The following is a 17492-nucleotide window of genomic DNA, read 5'->3' as shown; positions in this document are numbered from 1 at the left end:
ACAGCAAACAGATGGCCGGATTCAATTGTAAAGCAAGGAGGCGATCCTGAAATCTCGCTCCGTTTAGGATTCCATCTTTGTTAACATCTCTGCCCAGCGACGATACTGGATGTACAAGTCGTCGTACACAGCCGCTCTTTCGGGTCGAGCGGAAACCAGATCACGTTCGGATTCAGGAACCGCAGCCATCGCGGTCGCCGCTTCGCTTACCGAGGCAAAATGGACCTGATCGGATTGCGAAACCATCATCCCCAGGACCGCGGCTCCGGTCGCGGGGCCCTGTTTGGAAGGATGAATTTCAATCGTTTCATTGAGGACGTCGGCGTAGACTTCTACGATCGCACGGTTGTGATGCGGCAGTCCACCGGTGGCAATAAAACTGTCGATAGGGACGTCGTTTTCACGCAACAGTTCGACGATCCAGCGAAGCCCAAAAGCGGAGGCTTCCAACAACGCCAAATACAAATGGGCAGGCCCGTGATTCAGCCCCAATCCCGCAAACATGCCTCGCAAGTTCCCGTCCATCAGCGGGGTCCGGCATCCATTCATCCAGTCCACGCAGCGAACCCCTTCGGCTCCGGGCGGCAACCGCATGGCATCGGCAGTCAATCCTTCAAACGAATCCAGGCCAAGCAATTTCCGCAGCCAAGCAAAGGCGTCCCCCACGGCCGCTTGCCCCGTTTCATAACCGACCAACCCCGGCAGTATTCCTCCGGCAACCATCCCCGCGACTCCTGGAACATCTCGCTCGATCGTAGCGTTTAGCATGTGGCAGCTGCTTGTTCCCAGAACCATCACAAGCGTCCCCGGCGAAGCGGCGCCGACTCCGGGAACGGCCGCGTGAGCGTCGATAATGGCGGCTGCGACAGGAGTCCCCGGCAACAATCCAAACTTATCGGCCATCGCAGGATCCAATCCTCCGGCAAGTTCACCGGGGGCTCGCAGAATGCCAGGCATCCGCTGGGCTGCCGCTTCGGCCAACCGAGGGTCAAGCGCCGCGAGGTAATCCGCCGACGGATAACCATCCGCCGCGGACCACATCGCCTTATAGCCGGCTTGGCATGTCGAACGAGTCAGATTTTCGGCATCGCCACCAACCAATTGCCAGACCAGCCAGTCTCCACCTTCCAGCCAAACCTGAGCGGCTTCGGCGACTTCCGGAGCCTGTTCAATGGTTTCCAGCATTTTTGGAAAAAACCATTCCAGACCGATCGTCCCTCCATAGCGTTGGAGAAACGGTTCGGCCCGCTCTCGCGCCACCGCGTTCATTCGGGCCGTCTGCTCAATCGCACCGTGATGCTTCCAAAGTTTGGGCCACGCCAAGGGCTTATCCGCCCACTGTTCCAGACAGCAGAGCGGCGTCCCATCCCGCAAAGTCGGCAACATCGTGCAACTTGTAAAATCGACTCCAATCCCGACAACCGATTCCGCATTCAACCCTGACTGCAGAAGTGCCTTTCCTGTCGCCTCGGCAGCCGAATTCAACCAATCGTCCGGCGATTGCAAAGCGTATCGAGGTGGCAGGGGAACATCACGATGCGGCAACGAATCCACAATTTGCCCATGCTGGTAAACACTCTCGCCAATACCACACGGATTTCCTTCGGTATCGACCAACAGGGCACGCACCGATTCGGTTCCGAAATCAAGTCCTAGAGAAACGGAGGTCATGGAGAGCTCTTCACTTTGAGGCGAAAACAAATGGCTAACGGTAATGGCGCCAGCCCAATGGCAACTAGAATGGGAGGCAGACGATTCTTCTTTTCTACGAGTGTGATCATGGGCTTCATCGAACTGACTGGCAAAACTTTGTTGGATATTGTCAATGAAGGAGAGATCGACTTAGGCGAACTGCACGCTGCCGGAGTCCGAGGCGACTCCATCTTGCGGGTCAACCAGTATGGCGAAATTGAACTTCGCGCTAAAGCCGATTGGCGACTGGTTGGCGGATTAATCGGAAACTTCGAAAACCGCCTGCGCACCATGACCGGCCTGGAATGGGCCGTTTAATCGGCTTTCCCCTCGCCGCGGTCGCCATACCAACCTGCTAGGAATCGAATATCTCGGTATCCTATGCGGATGATTAATACCAAGCTTTCGATAAACGGCAACGACGTTGACGGCTGCGGCGATTCTTTGACCAGTCGCAATCCAGCCGACAGTTCTTTAGTTTTCGACGGACGATCGGCTGACGGCGACCAAATTCAGCAGGCGTTCGCTGCCGCTCACGAAGCTCAAGCGGGCTGGGAACAAACGAAACTGGCAGATCGAGCCGACATCCTGAGTGAATTTGTCGCCCGGTTGAGACTCGACGCCACTGCGATCGCAGAGCAAGTCGAAACCGAAATCGGCAAATTTTCCAGCGAAGCAAACGCAGAAATCGAATTCGCCAGTGAGCACCTACTGCAGACCATCGCGCAGATCCAGAAAACGATGGCCAATGTCCCATCCGAATCGACTGGGCATGGATCGATTCACTTTCGGGCGATTGGCGTGGTGCTGGTCATTGGAGCCTACTGCGACCCTATCCGCCTTCCTCTTGAGCAAATTATCCCGGCCATCCTCGCGGGAAATTCGGTCGTTTTTAAACCGAGCGAGCTCACCCCGGCGGTCGGCAGACGGATCGTTGATTCCTTGTTGGCGGCCGGATTGCCAGCGGGGGTAATCAATTTGATTCAGGGGGACGCAACGGTCGCCCGCGCAGCGATCGATGATACGCGTCTAAACGGCCTGTTTGTCACGGGCAGCCGAGCCACCGGACAGGCGATCCATCGTCAATTGGGTGGACGGCCCGAGGTCCTCCTAGCGATGCGGCTAGGTGGCAACAATCCGGTCCTCATCGCATCCCCTGAATCGCCGCAGCAAGTGGCTGCCGAAATCGCTGAATCCGCATTCCGCACAGCGGGCCAGCGATGCTTGGCACCACGTCGATTGATCGTTATCGACGACGCCGCCGGGCGTCAGTTCGTCGATGCATTTGTACAGACGATTGCCGAACTAAAAACGGGTCTGCCCAAAGAACCGACCACGCCCCAGATGGGTCCCTTGGTTTCCTCCAGGCACGCCAATCTGCTCCAGCAAGCGGAAGCCAATTTCTTTGCCTACGGCGGCGAAGCCCTCGTTGAAAGCTCCGTCGCAGAAGGTTGCGGAGCCCTCGTCCGTCCCGGGCTGACCGACATGACCGACTGTTATGACCCCGTGGATGAAGAATGGTTTGGCCCGCTCTTACAGCTTTACTGGGTTAGCGATTTCCAGCAAGGAATTGAAAGAGCGGCTGCAACCGATTACGGATTGGCCGCCAGCCTATTCGGTGGCGATCCCACGATGTTTGACACGTTTGCAAAGCAAGTCCCCACCGGAATCGCGACCTGGAATCGGACGCCAAGTGAAATCGATTCATGCCAGGCATGGGCCGGACTAAAGCAGAGTGGCAACCACCGACCGACTGGAGCGGGGATCTTCGGGTACTGCATGTCTCCGATCGCAAGAGACTGAGCAAACTTTTGCGTTTAATGTCGCCTTCTTTTGTGCCGCCTTTTCGCTCGGGAGATGAAATCCATAAGTGATAAAAACCTGTCACTAATTCAACTTGGTTTGCTTCCGCCCCACTTGGCTTGGAATCATTAGCGTGGACGCTTTGAGCCCTCAGGCTGCAGAAAGGGTTCCGTTTCAGGGCTTGCCCCCAATGCCCACTACTTTCTAAGCGGAACGGCGCGAGCCGTCCGGCAATGGCGGTGGACATCCCATGAATCTGCCGATCGGCGTGCGCCGACCGGCAAGTAAATCGGTCCACAGGCTGACTAAATTCCGACTCGACACGTCAACTAAGGACTGTAATGACTGGACGCGTTCCCTGGCCGGCGCAGTGGGCTGGGATCTGTTGAGGCCTTGCCGCCAACGAACCAGCCTGTTCGGAAACATTCACGAATCGATTTCGCGCCCCTGCGAAAGTGTCGTTTACGGTTGCTCTCCCTCGAACAAATGCAGGTCCTGCTTGCTAACTCTTAACGTCACATCGTCACCGCTAAGTGGCAGCGGCCGGGTTGTCGCCGATCGATCGCAAATCACGCACAGCTGCTCTTTCTGCCATTCACACTGCAGACACAACTGTGGTCCCAGAGCGTGAACCGAAACAACCGTCGCGTGAAACAGCAGAGGATCCGCCTCGGAAAAACCTTCCCCGGGCAAGTCAATCTGAAACGCCTCGGGACGAATACCAACCTCCGCACCGGAGGCGTCTTGAGAAACAGCAACATCCATTGGCCAGCAAAAGTCTCCGGTTTGCCATCGGTCGCCGTTCCTGTTCAAAGCGAAAAAATTCATCGGAGGCGAACCGAAGAAAGCCGCGACAAACCGACTGGCCGGTTGGTAGTACAGTTCATCGGCGGTCCCTAGCTGGACAATCTTGCCCGCTTCCATCACCGCGATACGGTTCCCCATCCACATCGCTTCATTTTGGTCGTGCGTGACATGGAGCATCGTCGTGCCAAATTGCTGGTGCAGTCGCAAAAGTTCAAACCGAAAATCTTCTCGTAACCTCGCATCCAAGTTTGAGAATGGTTCGTCCAGCAAAAGGACCGACGGCTGACGGATCAATGCCCGCGCAACGGCGACTCTTTGCTGTTCGCCTCCGGAAAGCTGTTCGGGGTATCGGTCCAACAAAACGGTCAAATTAAAGGCTTCGGCAGTCTCCGCAATGCGGTCGTTGATGACCTTTTTCGGCTGATGCTGAAACTGCATCCCCAGTGACAGATTCTGTTTCACCGTTTGGCTGGGATAGAGCGCAAAGTCTTGAAAAACCATCGCCACATCGCGGTTGCGTGGGGAGGCGTTGGTGACATCTTTACCGGCGATCTTTACCTTTCCATGCGAGGCGGTTTCCAAGCCGGAGATCAATCGCAACAAAGTTGTTTTCCCGCATCCGCTGGCTCCAACCAATGCGACTCGCTCTCCCTCGTGAACCGTCAAACTCAATTGATCGAGAGCGACAACCTTTCCGTATTCCTTCGACAATTGTTCGATTTCCAGGGAACGCAAACGACTAACTCTTTCAAAACCAGGAACAGGTGGACAAAATTCAAGCTGAAAAACAGGCGGCTGAAATCTACAATGAACCATTGTAAGACCAGACACGCACCATTGATGCCCCGCGACCGACGCTGTTTGCCCTCGCTTGTTCGCCGATTCCACCTTTCAAAGGAAATCATCCGATGACCTGCCGTGCCAGTCGTATCTCTCGCCGCAACGCGTTGTTCCTGACCGCAACCTGCGCGGGCGGTTTAGTGGGCATTTCAGTCTTTGCAGAAGATTCCCTCTCGGACGGATCGCAAGAACCACAGGCGAACGACTTCGACGTTCCCTTTTTGGTCCCAGAGTACAGCCCCAAAAGCAAACGCGAATTACGCCGCGATCTGAATTCGATGCAGTACCGCGTCACACAGGAAGCGGGTACGGAAACGGCCTTCCGAAACCTGTACTGGAACAATAAGCGGAAAGGTTTGTACCGCTGCGTCGTCTGCGAACTCCCCCTCTTTACCTCCGACACAAAATTTAAATCGGGGACCGGCTGGCCCAGTTTCTACGCTCCGCTTTCCAATCAGGTCGTCGGCGTCAAGAAAGACTGGAAAATGGTCTTTCCTCGAATCGAAGTCCATTGTGCACGCTGCAAATCGCATCTGGGACATGTCTTTGATGACGGCCCGGCACCGACGGGCAAACGGTTCTGCATGAACAGTGCGTCGTTTAAATTCGAAACGGCTGCCGAAGTCGAAGAAGCTCCGGTTCAACAGGACCGTTCCCAGCCCGCTCCGCAAGCCGATACGCAGTAGTAAAGTTTCCGCCGACACGGACCGCTCTCACTACAAACGCTACAGGTCATCTAGACATCCTCGAAAGTGAAGGTTTACGGGCTGCGCGTTCATCGGAATCGCGAGCATTGCAGGTTACGTCGTAGATTTCACCGCATTGTGAAATCTCTCCTGCAACTTCGGCACGCTAGGCAATTCGATGACCACGTCACGCTCCAACGGACTGTCCTGTCAATTTATTGGACTGATTTTAAGCTCGGTCGGTCTGTACATGCTTTATGGATCACTGGAATCGGTATTGCCATTGATTTCACCGCAGCCGAACCAAGCGATCGCCGGCCTAGAATCCGGATCGGTGCAGCAAATCGGGTTGAATACCAATAGCTTGCTCTCGCATGCACCGATACCGCCCAATGCCGTCCAAGCGATCACTCAGGCGTTCCCTGCGATTATGGTTACGGCAATCGGATTTATTTTCATCGGGGCATTGTCCCCCGCCCAAGTCGGCTGGTTTTATCTTCTGAATCCACTCGGTTTTGGTTTAGCGTCGCTGCTTGGCGCTCCGCTACGGGGCGTCTCAACCCATCACCGATTCGTCGGCATCCTGGCGGCCCTTGTGGGCGGCGGCCTGCTGTGGGGAACCTACCGGGTCGCCTTCACCGACATTTCTCTTCCGATCCCGGATCTCTACCGTGGTTGGCTGATTTTAATGCTGGCCGTTGCTGGGACTGCCGTGCTTCTTGCCGGCAGCGCCCGCGCCATTTTCCGTCCATTTCACAGTCGTTTTGAAGATTCGCCGAAGTCACGATTCGTTGTTTCCTCTCAGGTGCTTTGCGGAAAGTAAACGCACGGAAAGAAGAAGCGGCCCCCCAAAAGTCGGTGCGGACCGTCCTCTACAAACTCGACTTCTCCACTCCCGTGCAATCGATCGGTTACAATAGGGACGCCTCCATCGCTCCCTTCCTTTCGGCGTTTACACCATCGTGATTGCCCTCCGCTACCTGATGCTGCTGGGATGTGCTTTTCAAGCGTCCCTCTGCCTGACAGCCGAAGATATCGATTTCAATCGAGACATAAAATCGGTTTTGTCGAATCGATGTTTTGCCTGCCATGGCCCCGATCCAGAGCAAAGGGAAGCCGGCCTGCGGTTGGACACACAGGAGGGTGCGTTCGAGGACCTTGGAGGCTACTCAGCGGTCACGCCGGGCTCGTTAGAGAAAAGCGAGCTATGGGCCAGGATTCAGTCCGAGGATCCCGATGCGGTGATGCCTCCGCCCAGCATGGGGGACCCATTAAGTCCATCGGAGCGGGCCGCGTTTAAGCGGTGGATTGAGGGAGGCGCGGTTTATGCACCGCACTGGTCCTACATTCCGCCGCAAGCGACCCAACCGCCTCTCAACCTGCAAACGGACCTAGCGGACAACTGGGCCCAAACCCCGGTCGACGCTTTCATTTTAAAACGCTTACAAGAGGCAAAACTGCCACCCAGTCCGCCAGCGTCCGACGCTTTCTTGCTGCGTAGACTTTCCCTTGACCTGACCGGCTTGCCGCCCACTCCAGAGGAAGCGGACCTATTCGAAAGCGACACCGCTCCAGACAAGGTCGAACGGATGGTCGATCGCTTACTCAGCCAACCCGCCGCCGGAGAACGCTGGGCGGCCGTCTGGCTAGATCTTGCTCGCTACGCCGACAGTGCTGGCTACGCCGACGACCCACCGAGAACCATTTGGCCCTATCGCGATTATGTGATCGAATCCTTCGCCGGCAGCAAACCGTTTGATCAGTTCACCGTAGAACAAATCGCTGGCGACCTACTGCCTCCCGAGACCAATGTTCCCGTCGCAGCGACCGGGTTTCATCGCAACACGATGACCAACAGCGAAGGTGGCACCGACGATGAAGAATTCCGCAGTGCTGCGATCGTCGATCGCGTCAACACGACCTTTGCTGTTTGGATGGGATCGACCATGGCATGTGCGCAGTGCCATACCCACAAGTACGATCCGTTCACCCACGAGGAGTACTTCCAGGTCTACGCCATTTTGAACAGTACCGCCGATGCGGATCGCCGCGATGAATCGCCGACCGAGCCATTCTTTACGGCGTCGCAGCAAATACAAAAATCGGTTCTCTCGGCACAACGGCGTCCCATTGAAACAAGACTTTCCGCAGACAAAATCCCCACCTCGCCGCAGCAAACCGAGTGGGAACAGTCGATCAGCACGCAACAACCGCAGGGCCGGTACGTGCGAATTGACCTTCCCGGAGAAAACCGATTCCTCTCACTCGCCGAAGTCGAAGTCTGGCAAGCGGGGCAGAACATTGCCCCTACTGGAAAGGCCCAACAATCCTCGACCGGCTACGGCGGCGAAGCGAAGCGAGCCATCGACGGGAATCGAGACGGAAACTATGACAACAACAGTGTCACCCATAACAACCAAGAAAAATCGCCCTGGTGGGAATTGGATTTGGGGAGCCCCCAAGCTGTTGAAGCGATCGAAATCTGGAACCGCACGGGCCCCGGCATGCGTGAACGACTGGATGGTTTCCGGATTAGTCTGCTTGATGCTGACAAGAAGGTTGTCTTTAGCGAAACCGTTAAGCAGGCACCCGCTGAGCAACAGCGATTCGCAATCACCAGCCTCCCTGCCGAATTGGCTGCGATCGTCGCAATCCCTGCCGACCAGCGGGATGCCGAACAACAAGACCGGCTTGGGCGAGTGTTTTGGCAGCGTCAACTGGACGCGATACAGCAACAAATCGCCGACATCACGCCGCGGGCAACCGTCCCTGTACTGCAAGAATTGCCCGAGCCAAGATCAACGAACATTCACCTTCGAGGCAGCTATTTATCGCCCGGAAAAGCGGTTCAGCCCGGAGTTCCCGCCGTCTTCCACGACCTTCCAGACGAACACGTCGCCAATCGTCTGGGACTGGCCGAATGGTTGGTCGATCGGCAAAATCCGTTGACCGCACGCGTGATGGTCAATCGTGTCTGGGAACAGTTCTTCGGAATCGGGCTGGTGGCAACGAGCGAAGAATTTGGATCGCAAGGCGAACTCCCCAGCCACCCAGAATTACTCGACTGGCTAGCGGTTGAATGGATGGAAAGCGACTGGGACCTGCAACATTTGATTCGCCAGATCGTGCTCTCCGCAACCTATCAACAATCTTCGGACGTCTCGCAGCTGTCCCTGGAACGGGATCCAACGAACCGGCTGCTTTCCCGCGGCCCAAGGTTCCGGCTTTCTGCCGAAGCGGTTCGCGACCAAGCGTTGGCCGTTAGCGGACTGCTTTCACGAACGATGTTCGGGCCTTCGGTGCAACCGCCTCGACCAACGCTGGGCTTGAAGGCTGCGTTTGGAGGAAGCACCGACTGGAAAGACAGCGTGGGCAGCGATCGCTACCGACGTGCTTTGTATACCGAATGGCGGAGGTCGATGCCGTACCCTTCGATGGCGACGTTTGACGCGCCCAGCCGAGAGGTCTGTATTTTAAACCGCGGCACCACCAACACTCCGCTGCAGGCCCTGGTAACGATGAACGACCCGGTCTATATCGAAGCTTCGCAGGGCTTGGCACGGATGACTTGGCAAGCGTCCAATTCCCACGACGACCGACTGACCTGGCTGTTTCGGCGGTGCCTGATCCGGGCTCCTTCCGATGACGAAGTAGCGGCCCTGAACAAGCTTTTTAAAGAAACGGCCGAATGGTATGCATCGCGAGAAACCGAAGCGAATGCGATGGCTACCAACCCACTGGGCCCCATCCCAGCAAACATTTCCGCGACGTCAAGTGAGCTAGCCGCCTGGACCGTGCTGGCAAATGTGATGTTGAATTTGGATGAAACCCTACAAAAACGATAAACCATGAATCATCCTGGAAAACAAAACCACAACCTGCACTCGGCCTCCGTTCTGCAGCAAACTCGCCGGCAATTCCTTTCCGGTGGCGCGTTGGGCGTGGGAGGTCTGTATATGGCATCCCAAGGATTGATGCTTCCGGCACCCGCTGCCCAAGGCCAGGAAGTCGCGTCGGTCACCAACCCGTTGACCGCTCGTGCCCCCCATTTCCCCCCTCGAGTTAAAAACATCATTTCGATCCATCTAGCGGGCTCACCTCCAACGCTAGACATGTTCAATTACCGACCGGAGCTAAACCGTTTGGACGGGCAGCCTTGCCCTGATTCCTTTTTAGCTGGCAGAAAGTTCGCGTTTACAAGCGGGACGCCAACCTTGATGGGGTCGCCTCACAAATTTGAACAGGTCGGCCAGGCGGGACACTGGATGTCCGACACGGTCACCCACCTGCGCGAAGTGGCCGACGAGTTGTGTTTTGTCCATTCGATGTATACCGATCAATTCAATCACGCCCCCGCGCAGTTGCTGCTGCTGACCGGATCGCCACGCCAGGGGCGTCCCTCGATGGGTTCTTGGGTGACGTACGGTTTGGGATCCGAGAACCAAGACCTGCCTGGTTTCGTCGCCCTCATTTCGGGCGGGACTCAGCCGAGTGCGGGAAAAAATGCCTGGGGAAGCGGTTTCTTGCCGTCCGTATTCCAAGGCGTCCAGTGTCGATCGAAAGGGGATCCGGTTTTATACGTCAGTGACCCTCCAGGAATGACACGATCCTTGCGGCGTAAAAGCCTTGACACCCTCAACGAATTGAACCAGTTGCAGATGCAACAATCTCAAGATCCAGAAACACTGACACGAATCGCTCAGTACGAACTAGCCTATCGGATGCAAGCGTCCGTTCCGGAGGCAATGGACATCTCGCGAGAAACCGCTCAGACGATGGAAAACTACGGGGCCACCGTCGGCGGATCCAGCCTTGCCAACAACTGCCTGCTGGCGCGTCGATTGGTGGAGCAGGGCGTCCGCTTCGTGCAGTTGTTCGACTGGGGCTGGGATTTCCACGGCACCAGCGCGGGAACGGGACTTGGTGACGGCCTGCGGACCAAGTCGGCATCGATGGACCGGCCGGTCGCCGCATTGATCAAAGACCTGCGCCAACGAGGACTGCTAGACGAAACCCTGATCCTGTGGGGCGGCGAATTTGGGCGGACTCCCTTCCGTGAAGGACGGACCGCCAAAAGCAAAGTTCTGGGACGCGATCACTACCCCGACTGCTACAGCATTTTCATGGCTGGGGGTGGAGTTCGCGGCGGACATCAGCACGGTGCGACGGACGAACTAGGGTTTGGGGTCGCCAGCGATGGGGTCCACGTGCACGACCTGCAAGCGACCCTGCTGCACCAGATGGGAATCGATCACGAACGACTGACTTATCGTTTCCAGGGACGTGATTATCGATTGACGGACGTCCACGGAAAAGTCGTCCACGAATTGCTGACCTAGCCGGCCAGCACCACTTCAAAACCAGCGTGCTTGGAAACTAGCGACTTAGCAATTCGACAACTTTGAGAAATTCGCCTTTGGCGGGTAGATCATCGTATTCTTCAAAGGCACCGTCGGCGCCGGCCAATGCTAATTCGAGAGCGGTCGTCCCTTCCTCTTCGATCGGGCCGACGTTTGCACCTTTTTCCATCAGCATTTCGATCATGGGAAGATTGCAGTAGACCACGGCATAACGCAGTGGAGTCGTCCCACGATCCGGATCGCGAAGTTCGATATCGGCCCCCATTTCCAGCAACTGCTCAGCGATCTCTAACTGATCGGCAAGGACCGCACAGTGGAGCGGTGGGGGCGTCCATTCAACCGAATTCAGCATTTCGGGATGTGCAGCAAGCAATTCCTTGGCTTGCACTAAATCACCGGTTTCAAGGGCCGTCGCCAATTCGCTGTGAGGGAGCATGCAAAAACCTAGAACTTAGAACGCCATCTGCCAGCGGACAAAGCGAGCTTAAACCGCCCACTTGATCGATCCGATGGCAATGAAAGGGGAATCCCATAGATTCCTCCAAACCGGCTTCCAAGGGAAGACCCCCAAATGCCCCATTATCGTGCGGCACTCATGTAAAAGCTGAAGACTTGACGTTCATCCGTTTCGGCATAGGCGACCGGGAACGCAAAGTCAAATGCCAGCGGAGCAGGGCCCATCGCAGGAATCGCGGCTCGGATACCAAACCCTGGGGCAACGCGGAAGTTGTCAGCATTGATATCGAAGTCCCGTTCCACGGTCCCGAAGTCGACGAAGGCGACCGCCCGAAAGGCATCGTCCGCCGTGATCGGAGCCATATATTCGACCGAGCTGATCCAGCTGAAACGGCCCCCAACCTGAGCTCCCGAAATCATTGGACTCGCACCGCGGAATTCAAACCCACGCAGCGTCGCGTAACCACCAGCAAAGAAGTTCTCGAAAACGGGTGTCTCGTTGCCGCTTACGCCAAATTGCGTCCCGAAGGTGAGGGTGTGTTTGCCAGATCCATCGGCTCGCTGACGAACCAGGAAGTAACGCCGATAGTCGATCTCCGCCTTCGGATAGACATAATCGCCGAACGTTTGCTCGAAACTCCACTCCAACATGTGACCTTGGCTCGCCCCAAAAGGGCTGTCGCGAGTGTCATGGGTAAGTTTGAACTGTCCGGCGAACAGGTCATGTTGGCCGACGTAGTCCGTAATTTCCGGAATCGGGATCAAAGGATCCGACAGTTCGACACTTTGACCTTGCAGGCCGGCCGACATCGATAGGTCAGAAGTGAGGCGATACCCGAGTGCTAACCGAGCTCCGATCCGTTCTTCATCCCAGTCTTGAAATCGCCGGTTATACAAAAACCCAGACAGGTTCATGCTGACGTTTGTGTCAAACAGGTTCGGTTCACCAAACTGCACGCTGTAACGCTGATACTCGGTACCGGGAGCGGCTTCCAAACGGAACGTCTGCCCGTCACCACGAAATGCCGTCCCACTAAACATGTCTTGAAAACTGGTCGGCCATCGGCGGATATCAAAGTTCCGCTCGTCGATCGTAAACTGACCGGTCACCCCTGCGTCACTGTTGACCGCACCACCAATCATAATCTTGCCGGTCCGTCCCGGAGCTCCATTGATATAGAGGTCGGCCACGTTTTCTTGAGGGGCATAAGGCATCGGTGGCGGCGGGGCAAAGTCCGTACCGTGGAAGGCAGGATCGGCAAACACGGTTCCTGCCGCCTCGGGGACCGCACTTACCGGTGGCCCATTGTAAGGTGCACCGTTGTAAGGCTGAGGAGGTGGAAGGGTGTCACCCGACTGGTAAGACGGAGGCGTGGCATAACCACCCCCTTGAGCCCGTACGATTCCAACCGACGGATCTGCCGGTCGCTGAACCGCTTGCCCGCTGGCTACCGTTTGCCCACCAACGGTGGGCTGAACGACACCAGGGGTTCCAACCTGGGCAACCAAATCGGTTGCAGGCGACACCTGCCCGCTCGAACCAACCGAATTGGTGAACGGCGCCGGAGACTTCGACTGCGGCAGCTGAGAACAGCCGGTCGCAAGGACCAACAGCCCAAAGCAACTGGCCCCCCAGACGACCAGCCGACTTGAAATCGGACGGCACGGAAGCGACATCGATGCGGTTCGCACAGGTGACCAACCAGAGGTTTGAGGAGCTTTAGAAGTCGGAGCTGTATTCATATCAATATTCAAAGCTTCCCTCCTGAGGGACCACTTTAATGTCCGGTGGATCGGCAAGCGTTGGGTTATTTTCAAACAGCTGCAAACGATTCAAGACATTGCGTCCTGATTCCAGTTTGCGGCGATCAATGAACTGCCCCTCCACCAAATCCAACTGATTTAGCAACATGGTTTCCCGCATCAGATGCGGCTCACCTTCCACATTGACAAAGATCTGACCGATCTTCCAGCGATCGCCTTCGCTGATCTTGTAGACCAAATCGACGCGGTCAGGCTCGTCTCGCATCACCGGCTGGGGCTGGACTTCGCAGTAGATAAACCCAAGCGTTCCGTAAGAGTAAGTCAGCTCACTGACGTCCAAATTCATTTTCATGCCGCTGAAGTAGTCACCCGCTTTCAGCGTCAAACGTTCGCGAAGCTGAGCTTCATCGACGAACTCATTTCCTACGATCTGAATATCGTTGATGATGTATCGTTCGTTCTCGACAATCACGAAAGTGACCGTTAACCACTGCCCAGAATCGTCGTACTCGATCTGACGACTAACGTGAGCTCGCAGGAACCCGAGGTTTCGGTAATAGCGAGTGAGGATGTCGACATCCTCATCAATCTGTTTCAGATTCGCTGGATTGTTGATGTAATACCCGAAACGCATAAAGGGTTCTCGAGACCGAATGACCTTCTTCAGCCGAGCGTCACCCTCGATCTCATTCCCGACCATATTGATTTTGGCAATCCGCTCCAGTTCCCCTTCGTTGATCCGAAAGATCACGGCACGGGGATCCTTATCATGCCCGATCACCGATTGGATCACCGCATTATTGAAACCTTTTTCACGGTAAAAATCTTCCAAGCGGCGAACCGCCGATTCGATCGTGAATTCGTTCAGAGGGTCCTTCGGTTGCAACCCAGAACGTCCCTTTAGCTCTCGATCATTTAACCCGCGATTACCGAAGTAGATAACGTCCGAAACCGTGGGAAGTTCGACCACGTCGAAAATCACGACTTTGCCGTTCGCAGCGTCTTCGATCCGGAAGCGGACATCGGAGAAGGCCCCGAATTCTCGCAGTGCCCGAATGTCGCTCATGACAAGCTCTTCATCGAACAAGCGGTCGACGCGGGTTTCCAGCTTTTGCAGAATGGCCGCGGTACTAACAAATCGGTTTCCCCGAATTTGCACGTCCGCCACAATTGCGGTCCCCTTTTCACGGCGAACGCGCAGTCCTCCCATCTCATTGACATGGTCAGAGAAGCGAGGGCGTTCGTTTGGCGGAGGCGCACCTCCGCCGCCTCCTCCTCCAGCACCACCTCCACCGAACTGAGCAAGCGCAGTGGTAGCGAGGAAGAATAGGGACGCACTAAACGTTAGGGATATCGCCAGCCTGAGCGGCATTCCGGACTCCTTTCCTGATGACGGTAGGCTGATACAGCAGGCGGTTAGTACCTATTCCTTGGCAATGACCACAAGACCATTCTGGAGGAAAAGCGAAAAAAGCGGGCGAGTGCGTCGGGCTGGGATTTTGCTGCCCAGTACAACGGGCATCCCCCCGTGTCTCCTGCCGCCCCGCCCCCTTCGTTCGCACAAAACGCCTCGGTCCGCGACTTTCTAAGCGAGGGAACTCGTCAATCGCTGGTCCTGAGGTATGGAATAACCCCTAAAAATCCGCGTTTTTGCCCTTTCCGACAGGCCTCTTGTTTGCGATATTGCCGATAAATCACCCAAAAATTTCATGCGCCGTCGTCACTTTTCAGCGGTTAGCGTGTCTTACCCCCTATAAGTACCGGTTAACCGAAGTTCGTGACCAGCGTGGTATACGGCTCCAGGAAACCAAATGTTGTTCAGGTGTACGAATGAGTCTGGAGAAACTGCGTAATATTGGTATCAGTGCCCACATCGACTCGGGTAAAACGACCCTCTCGGAGCGGATCCTGTTTTATACCGGCCGAATCCATAAGATCGAAGAAGTTCGAGGCGATGGCGACGGGGCCACGATGGACCATATGGAACTGGAACGTGAGCGTGGTATCACGATTACCAGTGCCGCGACGAGCGTTTCCTGGAAAAACCATCCGATCAACTTGATTGACACCCCGGGCCACGTTGACTTTACGGTCGAAGTGGAACGTTCGCTTCGCGTACTGGACGGAGCCGTACTGGTTCTTTGTTCAGTGGGTGGCGTTCAAAGTCAGTCGATCACGGTCGACCGCCAGATGAAACGCTATCAAATTCCACGGCTGGCTTTCATCAACAAGATGGACCGAACCGGAGCCAACCCGAACCGAGTGGTTGCTCAAGTTCGCGAAAAACTGGGTGCCGAAGCGTTCCTGATGCAGATCCCCATCGGAGCCGAAGAAAACTTCCGCGGCGTCGTCGACCTGCAGAAAATGAAGGCTCTGTACTTCGAAGGGGATCGCGGCGAAATCGTTGCCGAAAAAGAAATCCCTGCTGACCTGCAAGAAGAAGCCGAAGCCGCTCGCGCTCACATGCTCGAATCGCTTTCGATGTTCAGCGATGAACTGATGGAACTGCTGCTCAGCGAAGAAGAAGTCAGCACCGAATTGATGGAACGCGTGACACGCGAAGCCGTTCTTGCGGGTGCGACTCCGGTATACCTCGGAACCGCTTACAAAGACAAAGGGGTTCAGCCATTGCTGGACGCCGTTATCAAGTACCTTCCTAGCCCACTCGATCGCGAAATCCGCGGCCGTGACCCCAAGGACGAAACGAAGCGTATCGAACTGCTTCCCGATCCGGAGCGTGACTTCGTTGGCATGGCCTTCAAGATCGCTGACGATCCGTTTGGTCAGTTGACCTTCATGCGAATCTACCAAGGTACGATCGAAAAGGGTGGCACTTACGTCAACCAACGTACCGGACGTAAAGAACGCTTCAGCCGTATCGTTCGAATGCACTCGGACAAACGGGAAGAAATCGAAAAGGCCTCCGCCGGCGACATTATCGCTGTCATGGGTATCGATTCCGCTTCCGGTGACACCTACGCAGCCGGGCGCGACGCCTGCACCCTTGAATCGATGTTCATCGCTGAACCGGTTATCAAGATGTCGGTCAACCCCGTCAGCCGTGCAGACTCGGACAAGATGGGCAAAGCCCTACAACGCTTCCGCAAAGAGGATCCGACCTTCCGCGTCTTCACCGACGAGGAAACCAAAGAGATCCTCATCAGCGGAATGGGCGAATTGCACTTGGAAGTTTACGTCGAACGTATGCGACGTGAATACAAAGTCGATGTCGAAGTTGGTGCTCCTAAAGTGAGCTACCGCGAAGCTCCCACCAAAGAACTTGCCTTTAACCACAAGTTCAAGAAGCAGACCGGGGGCTCCGGCCAATTTGCTCACATCGTTGGCAAACTGATCCCTATCGAATCGGACAGCGAAGATAGCTTCGAATTCGAAGATAAGGTCGTCGGTGGACGTATTCCTAAGCAGTACATCCCTGCCGTCGAAAAAGGCTTCCGCGATTCGCTTTCCAAAGGCCCGATTGCCGAATACCCCGTGGTAGGCATGAAGATCGAACTGGACGATGGTAGCTACCACGATGTCGACAGTTCGGAAAAGTCGTTCTACACGTGTGCACAAGAGTTCTTCCGTGAGAACTTCAAGAAGGCAGGCCCCGTCCTGCTGGAACCGATCATGCACGTCGAAATCGAATGCCCCGAATCGTTCCAAGGTCCCGTCGTTGGAGACGCAATTTCGCGTCGTGGTTTGATCACCAGCACCGACACCCAAGGCGAAAACAGCATCATTCAGTGTGAATTGCCTCTCGCAGAAACCTTTGGCTATGCCACCGACCTGCGAAGTATGACCCAAGGTCAGGGCACCTTCTCGATGGAACTGCTGAAGTACGCTCAGACGCCTTCGAACGTCCAAGAAAAGATCATCGAAGACAAGAAGAAAGCCGATCTGGTTGGATCCAAATAACGATCCCGCCACCCGGCAACGGTCAACCAAAACGCTCGTCAGAGAACTTCTCTGGCGAGCGTTTTTTCATGCCCAACAAGCGACAAGACATGGGGAACCATGCAGGCCGGACCAATAGGCACCTACCCCACGGCGCAGGCGACACCATTTTCCTGTCCCTATTTTC

12 protein-coding genes are annotated in these 17492 nt (G+C 55.7%); 7 read left to right on the top strand and 5 right to left on the bottom strand.

Going from position 1 to position 17492, the window contains the following annotated elements:
• Positions 1 to 63 precede the first annotated feature (63 nt).
• Positions 64 to 1671, bottom strand: a complete 1608-nt coding sequence (locus FF011L_RS06640) for a ribulokinase (RefSeq protein ID WP_145350876.1) — start codon at positions 1669 to 1671, stop codon at positions 64 to 66.
• A gap of 57 nt (positions 1672 to 1728) precedes the next feature.
• Between FF011L_RS06640 and FF011L_RS06635 the strand changes: the two genes are divergently transcribed.
• Entirely contained in the window at positions 1729 to 2010 is a 282-nt protein-coding gene (locus tag FF011L_RS06635) for a hypothetical protein (RefSeq protein ID WP_246109776.1), read from the top strand.
• A gap of 63 nt (positions 2011 to 2073) precedes the next feature.
• Positions 2074 to 3495 (top strand): aldehyde dehydrogenase family protein, encoded by a 1422-nt coding sequence (locus FF011L_RS06630; RefSeq protein ID WP_145350875.1) that lies wholly within the window; start codon positions 2074 to 2076, stop codon positions 3493 to 3495.
• Between the two features lie 462 nt (positions 3496 to 3957).
• On the opposite strand, the gene FF011L_RS06625 is transcribed toward FF011L_RS06630, so the two are convergent.
• Positions 3958 to 5037: an ABC transporter ATP-binding protein gene (locus FF011L_RS06625; protein ID WP_218933054.1), complete on the bottom strand. Its 1080-nt coding sequence runs from the start codon at positions 5035 to 5037 to the stop codon at positions 3958 to 3960.
• Between the two features lie 173 nt (positions 5038 to 5210).
• Between FF011L_RS06625 and msrB the strand changes: the two genes are divergently transcribed.
• The 4 genes from msrB (at position 5211) to FF011L_RS06605 (ending at position 11167) form a co-directional block, all read left to right on the top strand.
• Complete coding sequence (msrB, locus tag FF011L_RS06620) at positions 5211 to 5828, top strand: peptide-methionine (R)-S-oxide reductase MsrB (protein WP_145350873.1); 618 nt, start codon at positions 5211 to 5213, stop codon at positions 5826 to 5828.
• 178 nt (positions 5829 to 6006) lie between these two features.
• Complete coding sequence (locus tag FF011L_RS06615; protein ID WP_145350872.1) at positions 6007 to 6651, top strand: hypothetical protein; 645 nt, start codon at positions 6007 to 6009, stop codon at positions 6649 to 6651.
• Between the two features lie 139 nt (positions 6652 to 6790).
• The gene (locus tag FF011L_RS06610; protein WP_218933053.1) at positions 6791 to 9673 is read left to right on the top strand and encodes a DUF1553 domain-containing protein; all 2883 of its coding nucleotides are present in this window, start codon (positions 6791 to 6793) and stop codon (positions 9671 to 9673) included.
• Positions 9674 to 9676: 3 nt separating this feature from the next.
• The gene (locus FF011L_RS06605; protein WP_145350871.1) at positions 9677 to 11167 is read left to right on the top strand and encodes a DUF1501 domain-containing protein; all 1491 of its coding nucleotides are present in this window, start codon (positions 9677 to 9679) and stop codon (positions 11165 to 11167) included.
• Positions 11168 to 11204: 37 nt separating this feature from the next.
• Here the strand turns inward: FF011L_RS06605 and FF011L_RS06600 are convergent, their stop codons facing one another.
• The 3 genes from FF011L_RS06600 to FF011L_RS06590 form a co-directional block, all read right to left on the bottom strand.
• Positions 11205 to 11624, bottom strand: a complete 420-nt coding sequence (locus FF011L_RS06600; RefSeq protein WP_145350870.1) for an ankyrin repeat domain-containing protein — start codon at positions 11622 to 11624, stop codon at positions 11205 to 11207.
• Between the two features lie 143 nt (positions 11625 to 11767).
• Positions 11768 to 13336, bottom strand: coding sequence for a BamA/OMP85 family outer membrane protein (locus FF011L_RS06595; protein ID WP_246109775.1), 1569 nt, complete (start codon positions 13334 to 13336; stop codon positions 11768 to 11770).
• 52 nt (positions 13337 to 13388) lie between these two features.
• Positions 13389 to 14780 carry a BamA/OMP85 family outer membrane protein gene (locus tag FF011L_RS06590; protein ID WP_145350869.1) on the bottom strand — a complete coding sequence of 464 codons (1392 nt, stop codon included), beginning with the start codon at positions 14778 to 14780 and terminating at the stop codon, positions 13389 to 13391.
• Between the two features lie 458 nt (positions 14781 to 15238).
• Between FF011L_RS06590 and fusA the strand changes: the two genes are divergently transcribed.
• Positions 15239 to 17326, top strand: a complete 2088-nt coding sequence (gene fusA / locus FF011L_RS06585; protein WP_145350868.1) for an elongation factor G — start codon at positions 15239 to 15241, stop codon at positions 17324 to 17326.
• Positions 17327 to 17492: the final 166 nt, after the last annotated feature.

The organism is Roseimaritima multifibrata (genome assembly GCF_007741495.1).
Classification (GTDB): Bacteria; Planctomycetota; Planctomycetia; order Pirellulales; family Pirellulaceae; genus Roseimaritima; species Roseimaritima multifibrata.
The sequence above is the reverse complement of the archived record's forward strand: the minus strand, read 5'-3'. Positions and strand labels throughout refer to the sequence as shown.

What these genes read in the sequence shown, in the direction of transcription:
- FF011L_RS06640 (WP_145350876.1), bottom strand. Translation starts at nt 1,671, where the DNA reads ATGACCTCCGTTTCTCTAGGACTTGATTTCGGAACCGAATCGGTGCGT.
- FF011L_RS06635 (WP_246109776.1), top strand. Translation starts at nt 1,729, where the DNA reads ATGGCAACTAGAATGGGAGGCAGACGATTCTTCTTTTCTACGAGTGTG.
- FF011L_RS06630 (WP_145350875.1), top strand. Translation starts at nt 2,074, where the DNA reads ATGCGGATGATTAATACCAAGCTTTCGATAAACGGCAACGACGTTGAC.
- msrB (WP_145350873.1), top strand. Translation starts at nt 5,211, where the DNA reads ATGACCTGCCGTGCCAGTCGTATCTCTCGCCGCAACGCGTTGTTCCTG.
- FF011L_RS06615 (WP_145350872.1), top strand. Translation starts at nt 6,007, where the DNA reads ATGACCACGTCACGCTCCAACGGACTGTCCTGTCAATTTATTGGACTG.
- FF011L_RS06605 (WP_145350871.1), top strand. Translation starts at nt 9,677, where the DNA reads ATGAATCATCCTGGAAAACAAAACCACAACCTGCACTCGGCCTCCGTT.
- FF011L_RS06600 (WP_145350870.1), bottom strand. Translation starts at nt 11,624, where the DNA reads ATGCTCCCTCACAGCGAATTGGCGACGGCCCTTGAAACCGGTGATTTA.
- FF011L_RS06590 (WP_145350869.1), bottom strand. Translation starts at nt 14,780, where the DNA reads ATGCCGCTCAGGCTGGCGATATCCCTAACGTTTAGTGCGTCCCTATTC.
- fusA (WP_145350868.1), top strand. Translation starts at nt 15,239, where the DNA reads ATGAGTCTGGAGAAACTGCGTAATATTGGTATCAGTGCCCACATCGAC.